The sequence below is a fragment of the Zoogloea ramigera genome (assembly GCF_006539865.1).
Lineage (GTDB): Bacteria > Pseudomonadota > Gammaproteobacteria > Burkholderiales > Rhodocyclaceae > Zoogloea > Zoogloea ramigera.
The window spans coordinates 1-18019 of sequence record NZ_BJNV01000058.1; the positions used below are offsets into that span (position 1 = coordinate 1).

Sequence of the window (18019 nt, forward strand, 5' to 3'; positions counted from 1 at the left end):
CCCTGGGCGGCCGCGAGGCGCTGCGGGCGCCGCTGGCCGGCGTCGTGGCGGCGGGCCTGGTGCTGGCCGGGCAGCGGGTCGAGGCCGGCGCCGAGTTGTTCGAACTCATCCGCCCCGACCGCCTGATGGTCGAGGCGCTGGCCTACGACCCGGCCATCGGTGCTGCCATGGGCGCGGGCAGCGCCCGCGGCGAGGCCGGCGGAGCCAGCTTCGCGCTGCGCTTTGCCGGCGGTGGGCGCAGCCTGCGGGAGGGCACGCTGCCGCTGCTGTTCCGCGTGGAGGGCGCGCCGCTGCTGGCGGTGGGCCAGCCGGTGAAGGTGTTCGCGAGCCTGCCCGGGCAGGCTGCCAAGGGCGTGGTGCTGCCGCTGGCGGCGGTGATGGGGAGCGGCGAGGCGGCGACGGTGTGGGTGCATGAGGCGCCGGAGGTGTTTGCGCCGCGGCGGGTCCAGCTGGCGCCGCTCGACGCCGGCCGGGTACGGGTGCAGGGCGGCCTCACGCCCGGCGAGCGGGTGGTGGTGCAGGGCGCGCCCCTGGTGGGAGCGGTGCGATGACGCCGGCCCGGGCCAATCTGTTCGACCGCCTGGTGGGCTGGAGCCTGGCCAACCGGCTGTTCGTGCTGGCCGCCGCGCTGGCGCTGCTGATGGCGGGGGCCTTCGGGCTGCAGCGCCTGCCGGTGGATGTCTTCCCCGACCTCGACAAGCCCACCGTGACGCTGATGACCGAGGCCGGCGGGATGGCGCCGGAGGAGGTCGAGCAGCTGGTCAGCTTCCCCCTCGAGACCGCGATGAACGGCATGCCTGGCGTCACCCGGGTGCGCTCGGTGTCGGGCGTGGGGCTGTCGCTGGTGTATGTGGAGTTCGACTGGGGCAGCGACATCTGGCGCAAGCGCCAGAGCGTCACCGAGCGCCTGGCCGCGGTGCGCGAGCGCCTGCCGGCCGGGGTGGTGCCGCAGCTGGGGCCGATCGCCTCGATCATGGGCGAGGTGCTGCTGATCGCGCTGCCCATCGACCCGGCCCGGGCCAGCCCGCTGGCGGTGCGCGAGTACGCCGACTGGGTGCTGCGCCCGCGCCTCCTGGCGGTGCCCGGGGTGGCCCAGGTGATTCCGATCGGCGGCGGCGTGAAGCAGTGGCGGGTGATGCCCGACCCGGCGCGGATGCGCGCGCTGGGCGTCGGGCTCGACGCGGTCGAGGCGGCGGTGGCGGGCTTTGCGGCCAACAGCGCCGGTGGCTTCATCGACCGCCAGGGGCAGGAATGGCTGATCCGCGGCATCGGCCGCAGCCGCCGCATCGAAGATCTGGCCAGCCTGCCGGTGGGCGCGCCGCGGGGCGTGCCGGTACGCCTGTCGCAGGTGGCCGAGGTGGGCTTTGCGCCGGCGGTGGCGCGGGGCGGGGCGGGCTTCGACGGCAGGCCGGCGGTGATTTTGTCGGTGCAGAAGCAGCCGGGCATCGACAGCATTGCCCTCACCCGCGCCGTCGAGGCGGTGCTGGCCGACGTGGCCGGCAGCCTGCCGCCGGGCATTGCGGCGCCGCGCTTCCTGTTCCGCCAGGCCGACTTCATCGAGGCGGCGCTGGGCAACGTGGGCGAGGCCCTGCGCGACGGGGCGATCCTGGTGGCGGTGGTGCTGTTCGCCTTTCTGCTCAATGGGCGCACCACGGCGATCTCGCTGGTGGCGATCCCGCTGTCGCTGCTGGCGGCGGTGCTGGTGTTCAAGCTGCTCGGGCTGTCGATCAACACGATGACCCTCGGCGGGCTGGCGATCGCCATCGGCGAGCTGGTGGACGACGCGGTGGTGGACGTGGAGAACGTCTTGCGCCGGCTCCAGGAGAACCGCCGCGCGGCCCGCCCGCGGCCGGCCCTGCAGGTGGTGGCGCGGGCCTGCAGCGAGGTGCGCTCCGGGGTGGTGCTGGCCACCGCCACGGTGGTGCTGGTGTTCGTGCCGCTGTTTGCGCTGCCCGGCATGGAGGGGCGGCTGTTCGTGCCGCTGGGGCTGGCCTACATCGTGGCGATCCTGGCCAGCCTGGCGGTGGCGGTCACGGTGACGCCGGTGCTGTGCGTGTTGCTGCTGCCGAAGATGCCGCGCCTGATGCACGGCGACGGCTGGCTGGTGGCGCACCTCAAGGCCGGCCAGGCCCGCCTGCTGGGCTGGGCGTTGCCCAGGTGCGGCCGGGTGCTGCTGGCCGCGCTGGCGCTGGTGCTGGCCGCCGCGGCCAGCGTGCCCTTCTTTCCGCGCAGCTTCCTGCCGCCCTTCAACGAGGGCACCCTGACGGTCAACGTGATCCTCCAGCCGGGCATCGCGCTGGCCGAATCGGAGCGCGTCGGGCAGCTCGCCGAGACGCTGCTGCGCGGCGTGCCGGAGGTGCTGCAGGTGGGCCGCCGCACCGGCCGGGCCGAGCTCGACGAGCACGCCGAGGGCGTGCACTCCAGCGAGCTCGACGTGGACCTGCGCCCCGACGGCCGCCCCCGCGCCCAGGTGATCGCCGACATCCGCACCCGCCTGGCCGGCCTGCCGGCCAGCGTGTCGGTGGGCCAGCCGATCGCCCACCGGCTCGACCATCTGCTGTCGGGCGTGCGCGCCCAGATCGCCGTCAAGGTGAGCGGCGACGACCTCGACGAGATCCGCGGCCTGGCCGACAGCCTGCGTGCGCGCTTTGCCGCGGTGCCCGGCATCGCCGACCTGCAGGTGGAGAAGCAGGTGCGCATCCCGCAGCTGCGGGTGGTGCTGGACTACCCGGCGCTGGCCGCCCACGCCATCGCGCCGGCCCAGGTGCTGGGCGTGGTGCAGCGCCTGGTGGGCGGCGAGCGGGTGGGCGAGGTGGTGGATGGCGGGCGGCGCTTCGACCTGGTGATCCGCCTGCCCGACGCCGAGCGCGACCCCCAGCACCTCGCCACGCTGCCGGTGGCGACGCCGCTGGGCAGCGTGCCGCTGGGCATGCTTGCGCGCATCGAGGTGGGCGAGGGCCCCAACCAGATCGCCCGCGACCGCGGCCGGCGGCGCATCGTGGTGTCGGCCAACGCCGCCGGCAGTTTGTCGGAGGTGGTGCGCGAGATGCGCGCGGTGGTGGCCGCCACGCCGTTGCCAGTTGGCGTGACGGTGGACATCGAGGGCCAGTTCCAGGCCCAGGAGGAGGCCCAGACCCGCATCGCCGGGCTGGCCGCCCTGTCGCTGGCGCTGGTGTTTCTGGTGCTTTACGGGCGCTACCGCTCGCTGCGCCTGGTGGGCATGGTGATGGTCGGCATCCCGGCGGCGCTGGTGGGGGCGGTGGCGGCGCTGGCGCTGGCGGGCCAGCCCCTGTCGGTGGCGGCGCTGGTGGGCTTCGTCACCCTCACCGGCATCGCCACCCGCAACGGCATCCTCAAGATCAGCCACTACCTGCACCTCCACCAGGCCGAGGGCGAGGCCTTCGGCGACGCCCTGGTGCTGCGCGGCGCCCGCGAGCGCCTGACCCCGGTGCTGATGACCGCCCTCACCGCCGCGCTGGCGCTGGTGCCGCTGCTCTTCGCCGCCGAGGCGCCGGGCAAGGAGATCCTCCACCCGGTGGCGGTGGTGATCTTCGGCGGCCTCGTCAGCTCGACCCTGCTCGACGTCCTGCTCACGCCGCTGCTGTTCCGCCGCTATGGCGGGCCGGCGCTGGCGTCCATTGATTCCGATTCTTCCCAAGGAGACACACCATGAAGTTGAACACCCTCATCCTCGCCGCCGCCGCGCTGTTTGCCGCCCCGGCCTTTGCCCACGACGACGCCACCCTCGACGCGATGGCGGCGCCCCACGGCGGCCAGCTGCGCATGTCCGGCGCCTGGCACCTGGAGCTGGTGCTGGCCAAGGACGCCCGCGGCGACACCGCGGCGCCGGTGCGCGTCTATCTCAGCGACCACGGCGGCAAGCCGATGCCGGTGGCCGGCGCCAGCGGCAGCGCGGTGCTGCTCTCGCCGGCCGGCAAGCAGAGCGTGGTGCTGGCCGCCGCGGGCGACCGCCTCGAGGGCAAGGCCCGTTACGCCGCCGACCCCGCCATGAAGGTGGTGGTGACGCTGAAGTTTGCCGACGGGCAGACCGAGACGGCCCGCTTCGAACCCTTCCGGGCCAGGTGAGCCGTCGGCCCCTCGCAGCCTCGCCCTTGCCACCCGGCCGCCATTGGCTATGCTGAATTGAATGGTAATGACGGCGGTGGTGTCTTTTGACACAGGCCTTGGGCCTGGAGCCGGGACGCTCCTGTGGGGCGACTTCAGTCGCCCTCCGCGCGTTGATCACAGGCATGCCTTTGATCGCAGTCCGCGGGTGACTGAAGTCGCCCCTACAAGGATGCGTCGCCGTTTTCGTGTTTCTCACGGCCGACGCCGACTGGGGCCATTGCGGCGCAAGGCCCGGGCGTGCCGGGCGCAAGGGAGGTCAAGATGCCACTCGATAAAACCGAGCAACACGTGGCGCTGTCGCCGGTGGACGACGACGGTTTGTCGCGGCCCCGGCCGGGCGTGGCCCTGTGCCTGTCGGGCGGCGGCTACCGGGCGATGATCTTCCACCTGGGGGTGCTGTGGCGCCTCAACGAGCTGGGCTACCTGGCGCAGCTCGACCGCATCTCCAGTGTGTCGGGGGGCTCGATCACCGCCGGGCTGCTGGGCCTGCGCTGGGGCCGGCTCGACTTTGCCGGCGGCGTGGCGCGGGGGTTGGTGACCCAGGTGGTGGAGCCGATCCGCGCCTTCGCGCATCACGCGGTGGACGTGGGTTCGGTGCTGAAGGGCGTGTTTTTGCCCGGCTCGATCAACGACAAGGTGGCCGATGCCTACCGCGAACACCTCTATGGCGACGCCACCCTGCAGGATCTGCCCGACGACCCGCCGCGCTTCGTGATCAACGCCACCAACGTGCAGACCGGCAGCCTGTGGCGCTTCTCCAAGCCCTACATGCGTGACTACCAGGTGGGCGAGGTGAAGCGCCCGACGGTGCCGCTGGCGGTGGCGGTGGCGGCCTCGTCGGCGTTTCCGCCGGTGCTCTCGCCGGCGCGGCTGCGCCTCGACCCGGCCGACTTCAGCCCGCCCGCGGGCGAAGCCTTCCACCACCCGCCCTTCACCCGCGATGTTTACCTCACCGACGGCGGGGTGTATGACAACCTCGGCCTCGAGACCGCCTGGAAGCGCTACGAGACCATCCTGGTGAGCGACGCCGGCCTCGCCATGGGCGCCGACCCCGACCCGGGCATCGACTGGGCGAGCCACACCAAGCGCGTGCTCGACATGGTCGACAACCAGGTGCGCGCGCTGCGCAAGCGCCAGGTGATCGCCGGCTTCCTGCGCGGCGACCGGATGGGCGCCTTCTGGAGCGTGCGCTCGAAGATCAGCGACTACGGCCTCGCCGACGCGCTGCCCTGCCCGGACGCCCGCAGCGCCGAGCTGGGCCGCCTGGCCACCCGCCTCGCCGCGATGCCCGACGACACCCAGGAGCGCCTGATCAACTGGGGCTACGCCGTCTGCGACGCGGCGATGCGCCGCTGGGTGGACCACAGCCTGCCGCCACCGGCGGGCTTCCCGTATCCGCGGGGGGTTTAGGCGGCAAGCCGCGGCGGGCCGCCTTCGGCAAGCCCATCCGCCGGCAGTGGCCCGCGGCAGAAGCTTCGCCGGCCATTCTTCTGCAGCGGGAGACACGCCCGCCAGCCATTCCCCGGCGTGAGCGTTGAGCGGCGAAGGGCCACGCCGCTCATCCACGCCCGGGCTCGTCGCCGCGTCATGGGCGGCCGTCCCGTGCTAAGTTTGCGCCCCCATCCTGCAGGAGCGCGCATGTCCCCGAGTTTCAAGGCCGGAGCCCGGGAGGGTTTCCGGGTGTGCCTGCCGGTGTCGGTGGGTTTGATCCCGTGGGCGCTGGTCACCGGCCTCGCCATGGTGAGCGCCGGCTTCACGCCGGTGCAGGCGATGGGCATGAGCTTCATCGTCTTCGGCGCCACCGCCCAGCTCGGCACCCTGCCTCTGATCGCCATCGGCGCCCCGTGGTGGCTGATCCTCGCCACCGCGCTGGTGGTCAATCTGCGCTTCGTGATCTTCAGCGCCGCGCTGGCCGGGCCGCTGGCTGGCGGCACGCTGCTGCAGCGCTGGCTGTGCGGCTACCTGCTCACCGACGGCGTCTTTGCCACCTGCCTCGAGCGCCTGCGCAGCGACGCCGACCCGGCGTGGCGGCTGGGCTACTACCTGGCGCCGTCCATGTGGTGCGCGCTGCTGTGGCAGTGCTCCACGCTCACCGGCGTGCTGGCGGCGGGGGCCATCCCGCGGGGCTGGTCGCTGGAGTTCATGGCCAGCATCGCGCTCCTGGTGCTGCTGGTGCCGATGGCGCGGGTGCGCCCGATGCTGGTGGCCATGCTCACCGGCGGCGTGCTGTCGGTGCTGCTGCGCGGCCTGCCCCTGCGCCTGGGGGTGATGGCGGCGATCGTCGGCGGCATCGCGGCGGGCTTCGCCACCGAACACCTGCAAAAGAAGACGGAGGCCCGATGAACTACGACGCGAGCCTGTGGCTCACCTTCCTATTGATCGGCCTCGCCACGCTCCTGCCGCGGGCCAGCTTCATCGTGCTCGGCCAGCGCGCCAGCCTGCCCGACACCGTGCAGAAAGCCCTGCGCTACGCCCCCGCCGCCGCCCTGGCCGCCATCGTGGTGCCCGACGTGGTGCTGGTGAACGGCGCGCCGGAGCTGTTCAACCCCAAGCTCGCCGCCGCCATCGCGGCGGTGCTGGCCGTCACGCTGTCACGCAACCCGTGGCTGCCGTTCGTGGCGGGGATGGCAGTGCTGTGGGCGCTGCGCTGACGACGACTCGCCCCGCCGTGATCGCACCGCGCGGCCTCGCATCACGATCACGCGGGCGCATACCCGTGATTCGAAGCCGCGCGATACGGATCAGCCGCCTCGTGATGCGGGCGAGCCGAGGCGAATCACGATCTCGCGCCCGCATTTCACTATCACAGGGCGGTGTGATGGCACAACGAGGCCACTAATCTTGATCACAAGGCGGTGTGATGCGAGAACGATAGGAAAAGCTCGAACAACGAGCCCTCGTGATTCGAGCTTTGGCTATCGTGATCGAGAAACGATAGGACTAATCATCATCACGAGGCCTCGTGTTAAGGGAATGTGCTATCGAGTCTTGAGATAGAGGGGACGAATCACGATAACGAGGGCTCGTGATCGTGAAACGAGGGGGCGTTGCAGGGGTGCAGGGCTTCTTCGTTGCCCGGCATGGACGAACTGGCTGCGTCGGGGCTTGTCGTCGCGTTGCTGGTCTTGGCGGGCTGGAGATCGCGTTTTCCTCATCCCTGATGAACAAGGCAGGCTCAATCAACGGCAGCTGCCTATCCGTAACGGTCCTTTGGATGAACTCGCCTCGATGCCCGCTTCGCGTTTCAGAGCGGTCCTTGATTACCGTCTTCAGCAGCTCCACCGACTTCAAGCAAATCTACACATCCCAGAGGCAACTCCCGACTGACCAATGCGAGAGCCAAGTTAGCCTTTGCGACCAACTCCAGCGGCTTTAGATTCTGGACATAGTGCCCATGCGTAATGCGGTCCATCCCTGCGCCAACAAGCTTGGCTACAGTGCGTAGGCTGGCTGTAAGCGCTACGCTGTCAAGCCTGGCCCCGTGAAGAATGAGGTTACGCTGTCGGTACAGCCGGTGAAACGACTCGCCAATCGCCTCTCGGATTGTACGCAGCTCAGGGCCTGGATTGGCGAGTAGCTTCTTCAGCCGAGCCGCCGCCGCTTGATCCGCCACGCTGGACATTTCCGGCATACGTCCGTCGACAATCATCGTAGCAAGAATGCGAGAGCGCTCGCGATTGGTCTGCGCGCCCTCAAGCTCTTGGCATTGCCCGGGATGTGTTCGCTGAGCGCGATACGACAATGCCGTGAGTTCAGCGCGTGGGAAAGAGCAGGTAACTAATGTGGCGAGATTGTCCGCGGCAGTGGCTCGGTCGTTCGGGTCTGCAAGCAACCCCTCGATAGCAGCCCAGCCGCCCGCGACCGCTGCCGTTGGAGAACTTCCCTCCAAGTGAGCCAGCAACTCCAGTGCGGCGTCCACGCTCTGGCTCGCACCAGTGGAAAAAACGCGGTCCTCGCGAAACAGTTCCTTCACCCCTACGCCGCGGGAGGCCTCCTTTAAGGGCGCAGGCGCGGTGCTGCCCTTGACCCAGAGCATCGGAACGCAATTCAGTGGTTCGCCGGTGGCGATCAAGGCCCGAGCAACGTAGCGGTCAACCTCATTTCGTGCCGCCTTCGCCGCACCAAAAGGATCTCTGGCTTGCACCTTAAGTACCATCGCGACAGGGGAGCGCACCCCTGCCGTGTTGAAACCATGTTCTTTCAGCCAAGCAATGATGGCTGCACCCTGCAACCACGAAGAGGGCACGCCATTGAGCCGTGCAGGAGTGCTAGTGAACGCCAGCAATACCTCAAATTCCCGTCGTGGGCTTGCTAACATCTCCGCCTGTAGCGCATCGCAAAGCTGCGACAGGGAGATCAATTCCGGCGCATCAAGCCGGGCCTTGATGAAGTTGTGTAGGTATTGACCGGCGAACCCCGCATCGAGCAGGTAAGCAGCAACACTGCGAGCGAAGTGCTCGACAGTGAACCTGTTGCCAGTGACGGCCCTTCCCCATCGTGTCAGATAGTCCGACGAGACGCGAGCTGAAAGCTCGCGAATCCCGAAATGGGCCACCCCATCGGCTCGGGGTACCTGCTGAAGCTGATGACCAAGAAACTGCTTCTCGGCATCAGTAAAGCCAGGATGCACCCCGACCCGCTTCTGGAGAGAGGAGGCCATTCGTTTGATCGCAGCTTCGCTCAAATGCCCTTGCCGCATGGCCGTACAGGCTTCATGCAGTTCCTCCATCGCCAACACAACGCCAATGCCCCACAGGGACCGATACCACGGCTTCGTCTCCGCCAGGAATTCTAGGAGCCTTACGGCCGCAATGTTCTCGAGTGGATTGACAAATGTGAGCATGGGACTTATTATGCATCATGTGCCGACAAAGCGTTGGCTAACCGACTAAGCGGGGCGCGACCCAAGCGGAGGCTGCAGTTCAACTGCTTAATCCAACCGGCTCAAGCCCCCATTTTTTAGAGGCCCTGCGTCGCAGGGCCTTTTTTACGCCTCGCGAAGGCGTCCCAGCGCAATGGCTTGCACGGAGCAAGCCATTGCGCTGAACAACATCGCTCTGGGCCGCCGTCTGCTTTCAGTCTGTCTGGGCACTCGTTCAATCTTCATCAGGCGGCCGTTCCTGACCAACAGCCGTCACTCTAGCGCGTCAGCATGAGTCTATGGTTCGGCCGATCTCCATTCCATACGCAACCAGATCGGCCCCTGCCAAGCGCTCTTCACACGGCGTGACCGCTCTCGCCTGAGGCGAGTCCCGCGACTCTTTCGCCCTCATCTGTAGAGCCTTGAGCCGGCGCCAGCCGGCCATGGCTGGGCTGCTGTCCGCCGACAGCAAGCCCCCCCTATTCGGCTGTGATCAACGCACGCGCCGATGGCGTCGCCGCCCCTGCCGTGTCTGCCTCACAACCCCCTTCATCGATTCCCCCATCCCCTGCAGCGGCCCCAGCGGGTTGTTGCGGACTTCGGTTTCTTCGATCTTCGGGCGGCCGCTCCGTTGTTTGTAGACGACCTTGTCGTTGATCACCACGATCAGCGCGCCGAACTTCCAGCCGGTGGTGAGGGTGTCGCGCTTGAAGTTGAGGAAGTCGAGCATGAAGTTGCCGACGCGCTTGCGGTCGATGTGGCTGGGTTCCATGAAGTAGCCGACGCAGGTTTCCTGGGCTTTCATGCAGTCGACGATGCCCTTGGGAATGGTGCCGAGCTCCTGCAGCGGCGAGGGGAGCACGGCGCGCACTACCTGCGAGTGGTTGAGGATCTGCACGTTGGGGGTCTTGGCGGGGTCGAAGCCGAGCTCACGCACCGTGTCCATGTCGGTGCGGTAGGGGACGATCTGGTCGAAGCTGTGCTTGGCGTCGTCGAAGCTCTGCCACTGGTTGCTGACGGCCTGCCTGGAGGTGGGCAGGAGGCCGGTGCAGGCGCTCAGCAGGGCGCTGGCGAGCAGGGCGGCGAGCCGATGCGGATGTCGGGTGTTGCGGGCGGGAAGGGGGTGAAGGCTGGGCATGGAAGGGCTCGAACTCCTCAAGCTTCCATTCAGCCTAGCTCCCGCCTCGCCGGGCGGCAAGGCGGGAATCGGCGCGGCAGGCGGGGCCTGCTCCGGTCCGCAGGGAGGGCTTACTGCATGAAGGGGTAGTCGGTGTAGCCGGCCGCGCCGCGGGTGTAGAAGGTGTTGGGGTCGGCGGGGTTGAGCTGGGCGCCGGCCTTGATGCGGGCGGGGAGGTCGGGGTTGGCGAGGAAGGGCACGCCGAAGGCCACCGCGTCGAGCTGGCCGCTCTCGACGGCGCTGGAGGCCTCGATGGGGCTGTAGCCCATGTTGCCGATCAGCACGCCCTCGTAGGCCTGGCGGGCGGGGGTGAGCACGTCGCCCTTCTGCTGGCCGAGGAAGTCGGCGCGCATCACGTGCAGGTAGGCGAGCTTGTAGGCGTTGAGGCGCTTGCCGAGCCAGCTGACGAGGCCCACCGGGTCGCTATCCACCATGCTGTTGAAGCTGTTGAGGGGCGAGATGCGCAGGCCGACCCGGTCGGCGCCCCACACGTCGCAGGTGGCGTCGAGCACTTCGAGGAGCAGGCGGGCGCGGTTCTCGAGGGGGCCGCCGTAGGGGCCGCTGCGGCGGTTGGCGCCGTCGCGCAGGAACTCGTCGAGCAGGTAGCCGTTGGCGCCGTGCACCTCGACGCCGTCGAAGCCGGCGGCCTTGGCGTTGGCGGCGGCCTTGCCGAAGCCGGCGACGATGGCGGGGATCTCGTCGTCGCGCAGCTCACGGGGGGTGACGTAGGGCTGCTTGCCGTCGGGGGTGCGCAGCTCGTTGTTGGTGATGGCGATGGGGCTGGGGCCGACCGGCTGGGCGCCGTCGTTGTAGTAGGGGTGGCAGGCGCGGCCGCCGTGCCAGATCTGCAGCACGATGCGCCCGCCGGCGGCGTGCACGGCGTCGGTGACCTGCTTCCAGCCGGCCACCTGGGCGTCGGAGTGGATGCCCGGCTCGTTGCCGAAGGCGCCTTGGCCGGGCATCGCCATGGTGGCCTCGGCGATCAGCAGGCCGGCGCTGGCGCGCTGGGCGTAGTGGGTGGCCATCAGCTCGGTGGGCACGTTGTCGGCGCTGGCGCGGCAGCGGGTGAGGGGCGCCATCAGGATGCGGTTGGGCAGCAGCAGGGCGCCGGCTTGCAGGGGCTGGAACAGGGCGGACATGGGCTCTCTCCGGGTTGGGTTGCGGGTGGGTTCGGGATGCTGGCGGGTTCAGGCCTGGCGTTTCGCGGCCCAGGCGGCCATCAGCAGGCCGGCGGCGATCATCGGCAGCGACAGCCACTGGCCCATCGACATGCCGAAGGTGAGCAGGCCGAGGAAGTCGTCGGGTTCGCGGCCGAATTCGGCGATGAAGCGGAAGGCGCCGTAGCCGATCAGGAAGACCGCCGACACCAGGCCGCGGGGCCGGGGCTTGGCCGAGAACCACCACAGGATGAAGAACAGGCTGAGCCCTTCGAGGGCGAACTGGTAGAGCTGGGAGGGGTGGCGGGCGAGGCCGTCGACCTGCGGGAAGACCATCGCCCAGGGCACGTCGGTGACGCGGCCGACGAGTTCGCCATTGATGAAGTTGCCCATCCGCCCGGCAGCGAGGCCGAGGGGCACCAGCGGGGCGATGAAGTCGGTGACGGCGAGCCAGGGGCGCTGGGTGCGCCGGCCGAACAGCCACATGGCGACGAGCACGCCGAGGAAGCCGCCGTGGAAGGCCATGCCGCCCTGCCACACGGCGAGGATCTCGGCCGGGTGGGCGAGGTAGTAGGCGGGCTTGTAGAACAGCACGTAGCCCAGGCGGCCGCCGAGGATCACGCCGAGCACGCCATAGAAGAGCAGGTCGTCGATCTGCTGGGGCGTCCAGCCGAGCTCGGGCCGGCGGCGGGCGTGGGCGCGGCCGAGCACGACGAAGAGGATGAAGGCGACGAGGTACATGAGCCCGTACCAGCGGATGGACAGCGGGCCGATGGAGAGGGCGATGGGGTCGAACTGGGGGTGGACGAACATCGGTGTGTCTGAGAGGCGGTGTGGTGGCCGGGTGGGCCGGGCCCTGCAAGTTGATGGGGGCCGGCCCGGCGGCGTGGTTGAGACGCTTACTGGAACTGCTTGCGGAAGGCTTCGAACTCGTTGGTGAGCCATTCGAGCTGCTGGCGCAGGCGGCGGACTTCTTCTTCGAGCTCGCCGACCCGGCTGCCGCGGGGGGCGGCGGCGTCGCCGGCGGTGTCGAAGGCGTGCTGGCTGGCGGCGGCCTCGCCGCTCATCAGGTGGGTGTAGCGGGCTTCCTTGGTGCCGGGGGCCTTGGGCAGCTGGATGACCATCGGCGGGTATTTGTCGCCGAGCTTTTCGAGGATCTCCTCGACTTCGGCGGGGCTGCCGAAGGCGTGCATGCGTTCGCAGCGGGCGCGGATCTCGCCGACCGTTTGCGCGCCGCGCAGCATGAGGATGGCCAGCACGGCCTGCATCGGCGGGGTGAGCGAGTGGCGCAGGCGGATCTGGTGTTCCCACTTGGCGACCCGCGCGCCGGCCTGGTGGCGCTGGCTGACGAGGCCGCGCTCGGCGAGGCGGTCGAGGGTGGCGAGCACGGTGGCCTCGGAGAGGCTCATCACCGGCTCGCGGCCGGTGAGCTGGTTGCAGCCGCTGACCAGGCTGTTCACCGACAGCGGGTAGGTGTCGGGGGTGACGAAGGCTTTTTCAATGAGCACCGCGAGGACGCGCACCTCGAAGTCGTCGAGGTCGAAACCAGGGCTGGCTTCGGGAGCGTCGGCGGGGGCATCGGGCAGGGTGTCTGTCATGGTGTGCTTCCGGTTACGGGCGAGGGCTTCATGATAGCCGAGGCGCTGTGACAAGGCCGCGGCGGGCTGGGTTCAGTTGGCACCGTGGCATTTTTTGTACTTGCGGCCGCTGCCGCAGGGGCAGGGGTCGTTGCGGCCGACCTTGGTTTCGTCGCGCCGGATGGGTTCGCGCAGGCTGCCCAGGGGGATGGGCGGCAGCTGGACCGGCGGCAGCTCGTGGAAGGCGGGCCACAGGGCGGTTTCGCGGGCGACGTCGTCGATCAGGCCGCGGCCGGCGTCCTGCAGTGCGGCGAGGCATTCGGCGGGGCTGCGCTGGATGTCGGCGGCGATGTCGGCGGGGGTGGCGTAGCTGTCGTCCACCAGGCCGGCGGCGAACCATTCGCGGATCGTCGGCAGATGCTCGACGGCGCCCAGGTCGGCGAGGCACACCACCAGCAGGTCGAGGAGTTCGAGCTCGGCGCCGGCGTCGGGCTTGTCTTTCAGCAGCAGGGCCTCGCGGGCGCCGAAGTCGGCCAGGAAATCGACCACCGGGCCGCGGGCAGCGCGCCCGGTGAGGGCGGCGAGGGTGAGGGCTTCGAGGGCCGCGGCGCGGGCCCACAGGCTGGCGCTGGCCGCGTCGGCGAGGCGGGTGAGGGGCGCGATGTCGCCGTCGCAGCACGAGGCCAGCGCGCGGCCGTAGCTGTCGTGGACGAGCTGGCCGAAGACTTCGTCGATGCTCGCTTCGTCGAGGTGGCCGAGCTCGGCCAGCGGCCGGTAGGCGCGGGTGTCGCGCCAGGCGGCGAGGAGCAGCATGGCGTAGAGGTGCAGCACGTAGCCGTCGGCCCTGGCCGGCGCGGGGTCGGCGGCGAGGGCTTCGAGCAGCGCGACGAGCGGGGGGGCGACCTCGGCCCGGTGGGTGTCGGCGAGGGCGAGGGCCTCCCGCGGCTGGGTGGGGCTGAGGTGCGCGAGCTGGGGGGCGAGGGCGGTCCAGATGTCGGTCATGGTGTGGGCGTGGTGCGGGTTCGGGTGGGCAGCAGGCGGGCGAGGTAGCGGCCGGTGTGGCTGGCCGGGTTGGCAGCGAGGGTTTCGGGCGTGCCGGTGCCCACCACGGTGCCGCCGCCATTGCCGCCCTCGGGGCCCATGTCGATGAGCCAGTCGGCGGTCTTGATGACGTCGAGGTTGTGCTCGATGACGACTACGGTGTTGCCGTGGTCGCGCAGGCGGTGGAGCACGCTGAGGAGCATCTCGATGTCGGCGAAGTGCAGGCCGGTGGTGGGCTCGTCGAGGATGTAGAGGGTGCGGCCGGTGTCGCGCTTGGAGAGCTCGAGGGCCAGCTTGACGCGCTGGGCCTCGCCGCCCGACAGGGTGGTGGCGCTCTGGCCGAGGCGGATGTAGCCGAGGCCGACCTGCATCAGGGTGTCGAGCTTGCGGGCCACGATGGGCACGGCGCTGAAGAAGGCCAGGGCCTGCTCGACGGTCATCTCGAGCACTTCGAAGATGTTCTTGCCCTTGTAGCGGATCTCGAGGGTTTCGCGGTTGTAGCGCTTGCCGTGGCAGATGTCGCAGGGCACGTACATGTCGGGCAGGAAGTGCATCTCGACCTTGATGAGGCCGTCGCCCTGGCACGCTTCGCAGCGCCCGCCCTTGACGTTGAAGCTGAAGCGCCCCGGGCCGTAGCCGCGGGCCTTGGCCTCGGGTACGCCGGAGAAGATGTCGCGGATGGGGGTGAGCAGGCCGGTGTAGGTGGCCGGGTTGGAGCGCGGGGTGCGGCCGATGGGGCTCTGGTCGACGTTGATGACCTTGTCGAAGTGGTCGAGGCCGTGCACGGCGGCGCAGGGCGCGGCCTCGATGCTGCTGCCGTTGAGGTGGCGGGCGGCGAGGGCGTGCAGGGTGTCGTTGATGAGGGTGCTCTTGCCGCTGCCTGACACGCCGGTGACGCAGGTGAACAGGCCCACCGGCACCTCGACGGTAACGTCTTTGAGGTTGTTGCCGCTGGCGCCTTCGATGCGCAGCTGGCGCTCCGGATCGGGGGCATTGCGCTTGACGGGCACGGCGATGCTGCGGGTGCCCGACAGGTAGGCGCCGGTGAGGGAGTCGGGGTGGGCGGCGATGTCCTCGGGGCGGCCCTCGGCGATCACCCGGCCGCCGTGCTCGCCGGCGCCGGGGCCCATGTCGACCACGTAGTCGGCCATGCGGATGGCGTCTTCGTCGTGCTCGACGACGATCACGGTGTTGCCCATGTCGCGCAGGCGGCGCAGGGTTTCGAGGAGACGGTCGTTGTCGCGCTGGTGGAGGCCGATGGAGGGCTCGTCGAGCACGTACATGACGCCGGTGAGGCCGGAGCCGATCTGGCTGGCGAGCCGGATGCGCTGGGATTCACCGCCAGACAGGGTGTCGGCGGAGCGATCCAGCGAGAGGTAGTCGAGCCCCACGTTGATGAGGAACTGCAGCCGCGCCGAGATTTCGGAGACCAGCTTGTCGGCCACCTGGCCGCGCTGGCCGGTGAGCTGGAGGCCGTCGAAGAAATCACGGCTGCGGGCCAGCGGCAGGCGGCTGACCTCGGACAGGTTGCGCCCGCCGATCAGCACGAAGCGCGCCTCGGTGCGCAGGCGGGTGCCCTGGCAGGCCGGGCAGGCGCAGTTGGCGCGGTATTTGGAGAGCTCCTCGCGCACCGCCACCGAGTCGGTCTCGCGGTAGCGGCGTTCGAGGTTGGGGATGATGCCCTCGAAGGTGTGTTCCTTGAGCACCTGGCGGCCGCCGTCGGAGAGGTAGCGGAAGGCGATCTTGTCGCGCCCGGAGCCGCCCAGCACGATGCCGCGGATCTTTTCGGGGAGCTCCTCGAAGGGCGTCTCGATGTCGAACTCGTAGTGGTCGGCGAGGCTGGCGAGGAGCTGGAAGTAGAACTGGTTGCGGCGGTCCCAGCCGCGGATGGCGCCGGAGGCGAGGGAGAGATCGGGGTGGGCGACGACGCGCGCGGGGTCGAAGAAATCGACATTGCCCAGGCCGTCGCACTTGGGGCAGGCGCCCACCGGGTTGTTGAAGGAGAACAGCCGCGGTTCGAGTTCGGCCAGCGCGAAGCTGCACACCGGGCAGGCGAACTTGGCCGAGAAGAGGTGCTCGGTGCCGCTGTCCATCTCGACGGCGATGGCGCGGCCCTCGGCGTGGGTGAGGGCGGTCTCGAAGGATTCGGCGATGCGGCCGCGCAGGTCCTGGCGCACCTTGAAGCGGTCGACCACCACCTCGATGACGTGGCGACGGTTCTTGTCGAGCACCGGCATGTTGTCGAGCTCATGCACCACGCCATCGACGCGCACCCGCACGAAGCCCTGGGCGCGGAGTTCGGCGAGGAGGTCGGCCTGCTCGCCCTTGCGGCCCGTCACCACCGGGGCGACGATCATCAGCCGGGTGTCTTCGGGCAGCGCGAGCACCGCGTCGACCATCTGCGAGACGCTCTGGGCTTCGAGGGCGTGCTCGGGGTGGTCGGGGCAGTGGGGCGTGCCGGCGCGGGCGTAGAGCAGGCGCAGGTAGTCGTGGATCTCGGTGACGGTGCCGACCGTGGAGCGCGGGTTGTGGCTGGTGGCCTTCTGCTCGATGGAGATCGCCGGCGAGAGGCCTTCGATGAGGTCCACGTCGGGCTTTTCCATGAGCTGCAGGAACTGCCGCGCGTAGGCCGACAGCGACTCGACATAGCGGCGCTGGCCCTCGGCGTAGAGGGTGTCGAAGGCGAGTGAGCTCTTGCCGGAGCCGGACAGGCCGGTGATCACCGTGAGCTTGTCGCGGGGGATGTCGAGGGCGACGTTTTTAAGGTTGTGGGTGCGGGCACCGCGGATTTTGATCGCGTCCATGGAGCGTTCGGGGCTGAGGGGCAACCTGTTAATATACGCCCCTTGCCCCTCACCTCGCAGCACGTTTAATGGCTTCTTCCGACATCGACAAGATGAGCCCGGCCGAGCGCCGCGCCGGTGCCTCGCTGGCGGCGATCTTTGCCCTGCGCATGCTGGGGCTCTTCCTCATCCTGCCCGTCTTCGCGGTGCACGCCCACGGCATGCCCGGCGGCGACAACGTGGCCCTGGTGGGCATGGCCATCGGCGCCTACGGCCTGACCCAGGCCTTCCTGCAGATCCCCTTCGGCGCGGCCTCCGACCGCTTCGGGCGCAAGCCGGTGATCGTCTTCGGGCTGCTTTTGTTCATCGCCGGCAGCGTTGTAGCGGCGATGGCCACCGACGTGCAGACGGTAGTGATCGGCCGCGTGCTGCAGGGCGCCGGGGCGATCTCGGCGGCGGTCACCGCGCTGGCCGCCGACCTCACCCGCGACCAGCACCGCACCAAGGTGATGGCGATGATCGGCTCGTCAATCGGCCTGGTGTTTGCGGTGTCGATGGTGGCGGCGCCGCTGCTCTACGCGGCGATCGGCATGAGCGGGCTGTTCTGGCTCACCGGCGCGCTGGCGGTGGCGGCGGTGTTCACCGTGATCTTCGTGGTGCCGGCCGCGCCGCCGGTGCCCCGCGCCACCGGACGCTTCGCCGAGGTGCTGGGCAACGGCCAGTTGATGCGGCTCAACTTCGGCGTGTTTGCGCTGCACCTGATGCAGACCGCGATGTGGGTGCTGGTGCCGGCCGGGCTGGTCGCCGCCGGCCTGCCGATGCCCGAGCACTGGAAGGTGTATCTGCCGGCGGTGCTGCTGTCCTTCGTGGTGATGGTGCCGGCGGTGATCATGGCCGAGAAGAAGGGCGCCATGAAGAAGGTCTTCAACGCCGCCATCGGCCTGCTACTTGTGGTGCAGGCCGGGCTTTACGCCACCGGCAGCAGCGGGCTGTGGCCGCTGGCCGTGCTGCTCACGTTGTTCTTCGTGGCCTTCAACGTGCTGGAGGCCACCCAGCCGTCCTGGATTTCCAAGATCGCGCCGCCCCACGCCAAGGGCACGGCGCTGGGTATCTACAACACGCTGCAGTCCCTCGGGCTGTTCCTCGGCGGGGCGCTGGGCGGCTGGCTGGCCCAGCACATGGGCCCCGGCTCGGTTTCGCTGCTGTGCGCCGGGCTGGCCCTGGCCTGGCTGATCCTCGCGGCGGGCATGGCGCCGCCGCCGGTGCGCCGGGTGGCTGCCGCCTGACGCAACCCC

Annotated in this window: 14 protein-coding genes; 7 read left to right on the top strand and 7 right to left on the bottom strand. The window is 69.6% G+C overall.

What is annotated here, in order from left to right:
* From ZRA01_RS15245 to ZRA01_RS15270, 6 genes are all read left to right on the top strand, one after another.
* The coding region (locus ZRA01_RS15245) for a permuted SH3 domain-containing protein (protein ID WP_141353729.1) at positions 1 to 551 on the top strand (551 nt) is incomplete at its 5' end.
* Between the two features lie 17 nt (positions 552 to 568).
* Positions 569 to 3673, top strand: a complete 3105-nt coding sequence (locus ZRA01_RS15250) for an efflux RND transporter permease subunit (protein WP_141353790.1) — start codon at positions 569 to 571, stop codon at positions 3671 to 3673.
* On the top strand, positions 3670 to 4086 hold the full coding sequence (locus tag ZRA01_RS15255; protein ID WP_141353731.1) for a hypothetical protein: 417 nt from the start codon (positions 3670 to 3672) through the stop codon (positions 4084 to 4086). Before ZRA01_RS15250 ends, ZRA01_RS15255 begins: the two co-directional genes overlap by 4 nt.
* A 303-nt stretch (positions 4087 to 4389) precedes the next feature.
* The gene (locus tag ZRA01_RS15260) at positions 4390 to 5538 is read left to right on the top strand and encodes a patatin-like phospholipase family protein (protein ID WP_141353733.1); all 1149 of its coding nucleotides are present in this window, start codon (positions 4390 to 4392) and stop codon (positions 5536 to 5538) included.
* A gap of 228 nt (positions 5539 to 5766) precedes the next feature.
* Complete coding sequence (locus ZRA01_RS15265) at positions 5767 to 6471, top strand: AzlC family ABC transporter permease (RefSeq protein WP_141353735.1); 705 nt, start codon at positions 5767 to 5769, stop codon at positions 6469 to 6471.
* Positions 6468 to 6779, top strand: coding sequence for an AzlD domain-containing protein (locus ZRA01_RS15270; protein WP_141353737.1), 312 nt, complete (start codon positions 6468 to 6470; stop codon positions 6777 to 6779). Before ZRA01_RS15265 ends, ZRA01_RS15270 begins: the two co-directional genes overlap by 4 nt.
* Positions 6780 to 7372: 593 nt before the next feature.
* Here the strand turns inward: ZRA01_RS15270 and ZRA01_RS15275 are convergent.
* The 7 genes from ZRA01_RS15275 to uvrA all read right to left on the bottom strand — a co-directional run bounded on the left by ZRA01_RS15275 (position 7373) and on the right by uvrA (position 16745).
* Positions 7373 to 8971 (bottom strand): integrase, encoded by a 1599-nt coding sequence (locus tag ZRA01_RS15275; RefSeq protein WP_141353739.1) that lies wholly within the window; start codon positions 8969 to 8971, stop codon positions 7373 to 7375.
* A gap of 511 nt (positions 8972 to 9482) precedes the next feature.
* Positions 9483 to 10127 (bottom strand): hypothetical protein, encoded by a 645-nt coding sequence (locus ZRA01_RS15280; protein ID WP_141353741.1) that lies wholly within the window; start codon positions 10125 to 10127, stop codon positions 9483 to 9485.
* Between the two features lie 110 nt (positions 10128 to 10237).
* Positions 10238 to 11305 carry an alkene reductase gene (locus ZRA01_RS15285; protein ID WP_141353744.1) on the bottom strand — a complete coding sequence of 356 codons (1068 nt, stop codon included), beginning with the start codon at positions 11303 to 11305 and terminating at the stop codon, positions 10238 to 10240.
* 48 nt (positions 11306 to 11353) lie between these two features.
* A complete protein-coding gene (gene lgt / locus ZRA01_RS15290) occupies positions 11354 to 12136 on the bottom strand; it encodes a prolipoprotein diacylglyceryl transferase (protein WP_141353745.1) in 783 nt (260 codons plus the stop codon).
* Between the two features lie 86 nt (positions 12137 to 12222).
* The gene (locus ZRA01_RS15295) at positions 12223 to 12921 is read right to left on the bottom strand and encodes a YceH family protein (RefSeq protein WP_141353747.1); all 699 of its coding nucleotides are present in this window, start codon (positions 12919 to 12921) and stop codon (positions 12223 to 12225) included.
* A 72-nt stretch (positions 12922 to 12993) separates the two neighbouring features.
* Entirely contained in the window at positions 12994 to 13902 is a 909-nt protein-coding gene (locus tag ZRA01_RS15300; RefSeq protein ID WP_141353792.1) for a DUF1186 domain-containing protein, read from the bottom strand.
* Positions 13899 to 16745: an excinuclease ABC subunit UvrA gene (gene uvrA, locus ZRA01_RS15305; protein ID WP_141353749.1), complete on the bottom strand. Its 2847-nt coding sequence runs from the start codon at positions 16743 to 16745 to the stop codon at positions 13899 to 13901. Before uvrA ends, ZRA01_RS15300 begins: the two co-directional genes overlap by 4 nt.
* Before the next feature lie 92 nt (positions 16746 to 16837).
* On the opposite strand from uvrA, the gene ZRA01_RS15310 reads away from it, so the two are divergent.
* Positions 16838 to 18010: an MFS transporter gene (locus ZRA01_RS15310; protein ID WP_141353794.1), complete on the top strand. Its 1173-nt coding sequence runs from the start codon at positions 16838 to 16840 to the stop codon at positions 18008 to 18010.
* Positions 18011 to 18019 lie beyond the last annotated feature (9 nt).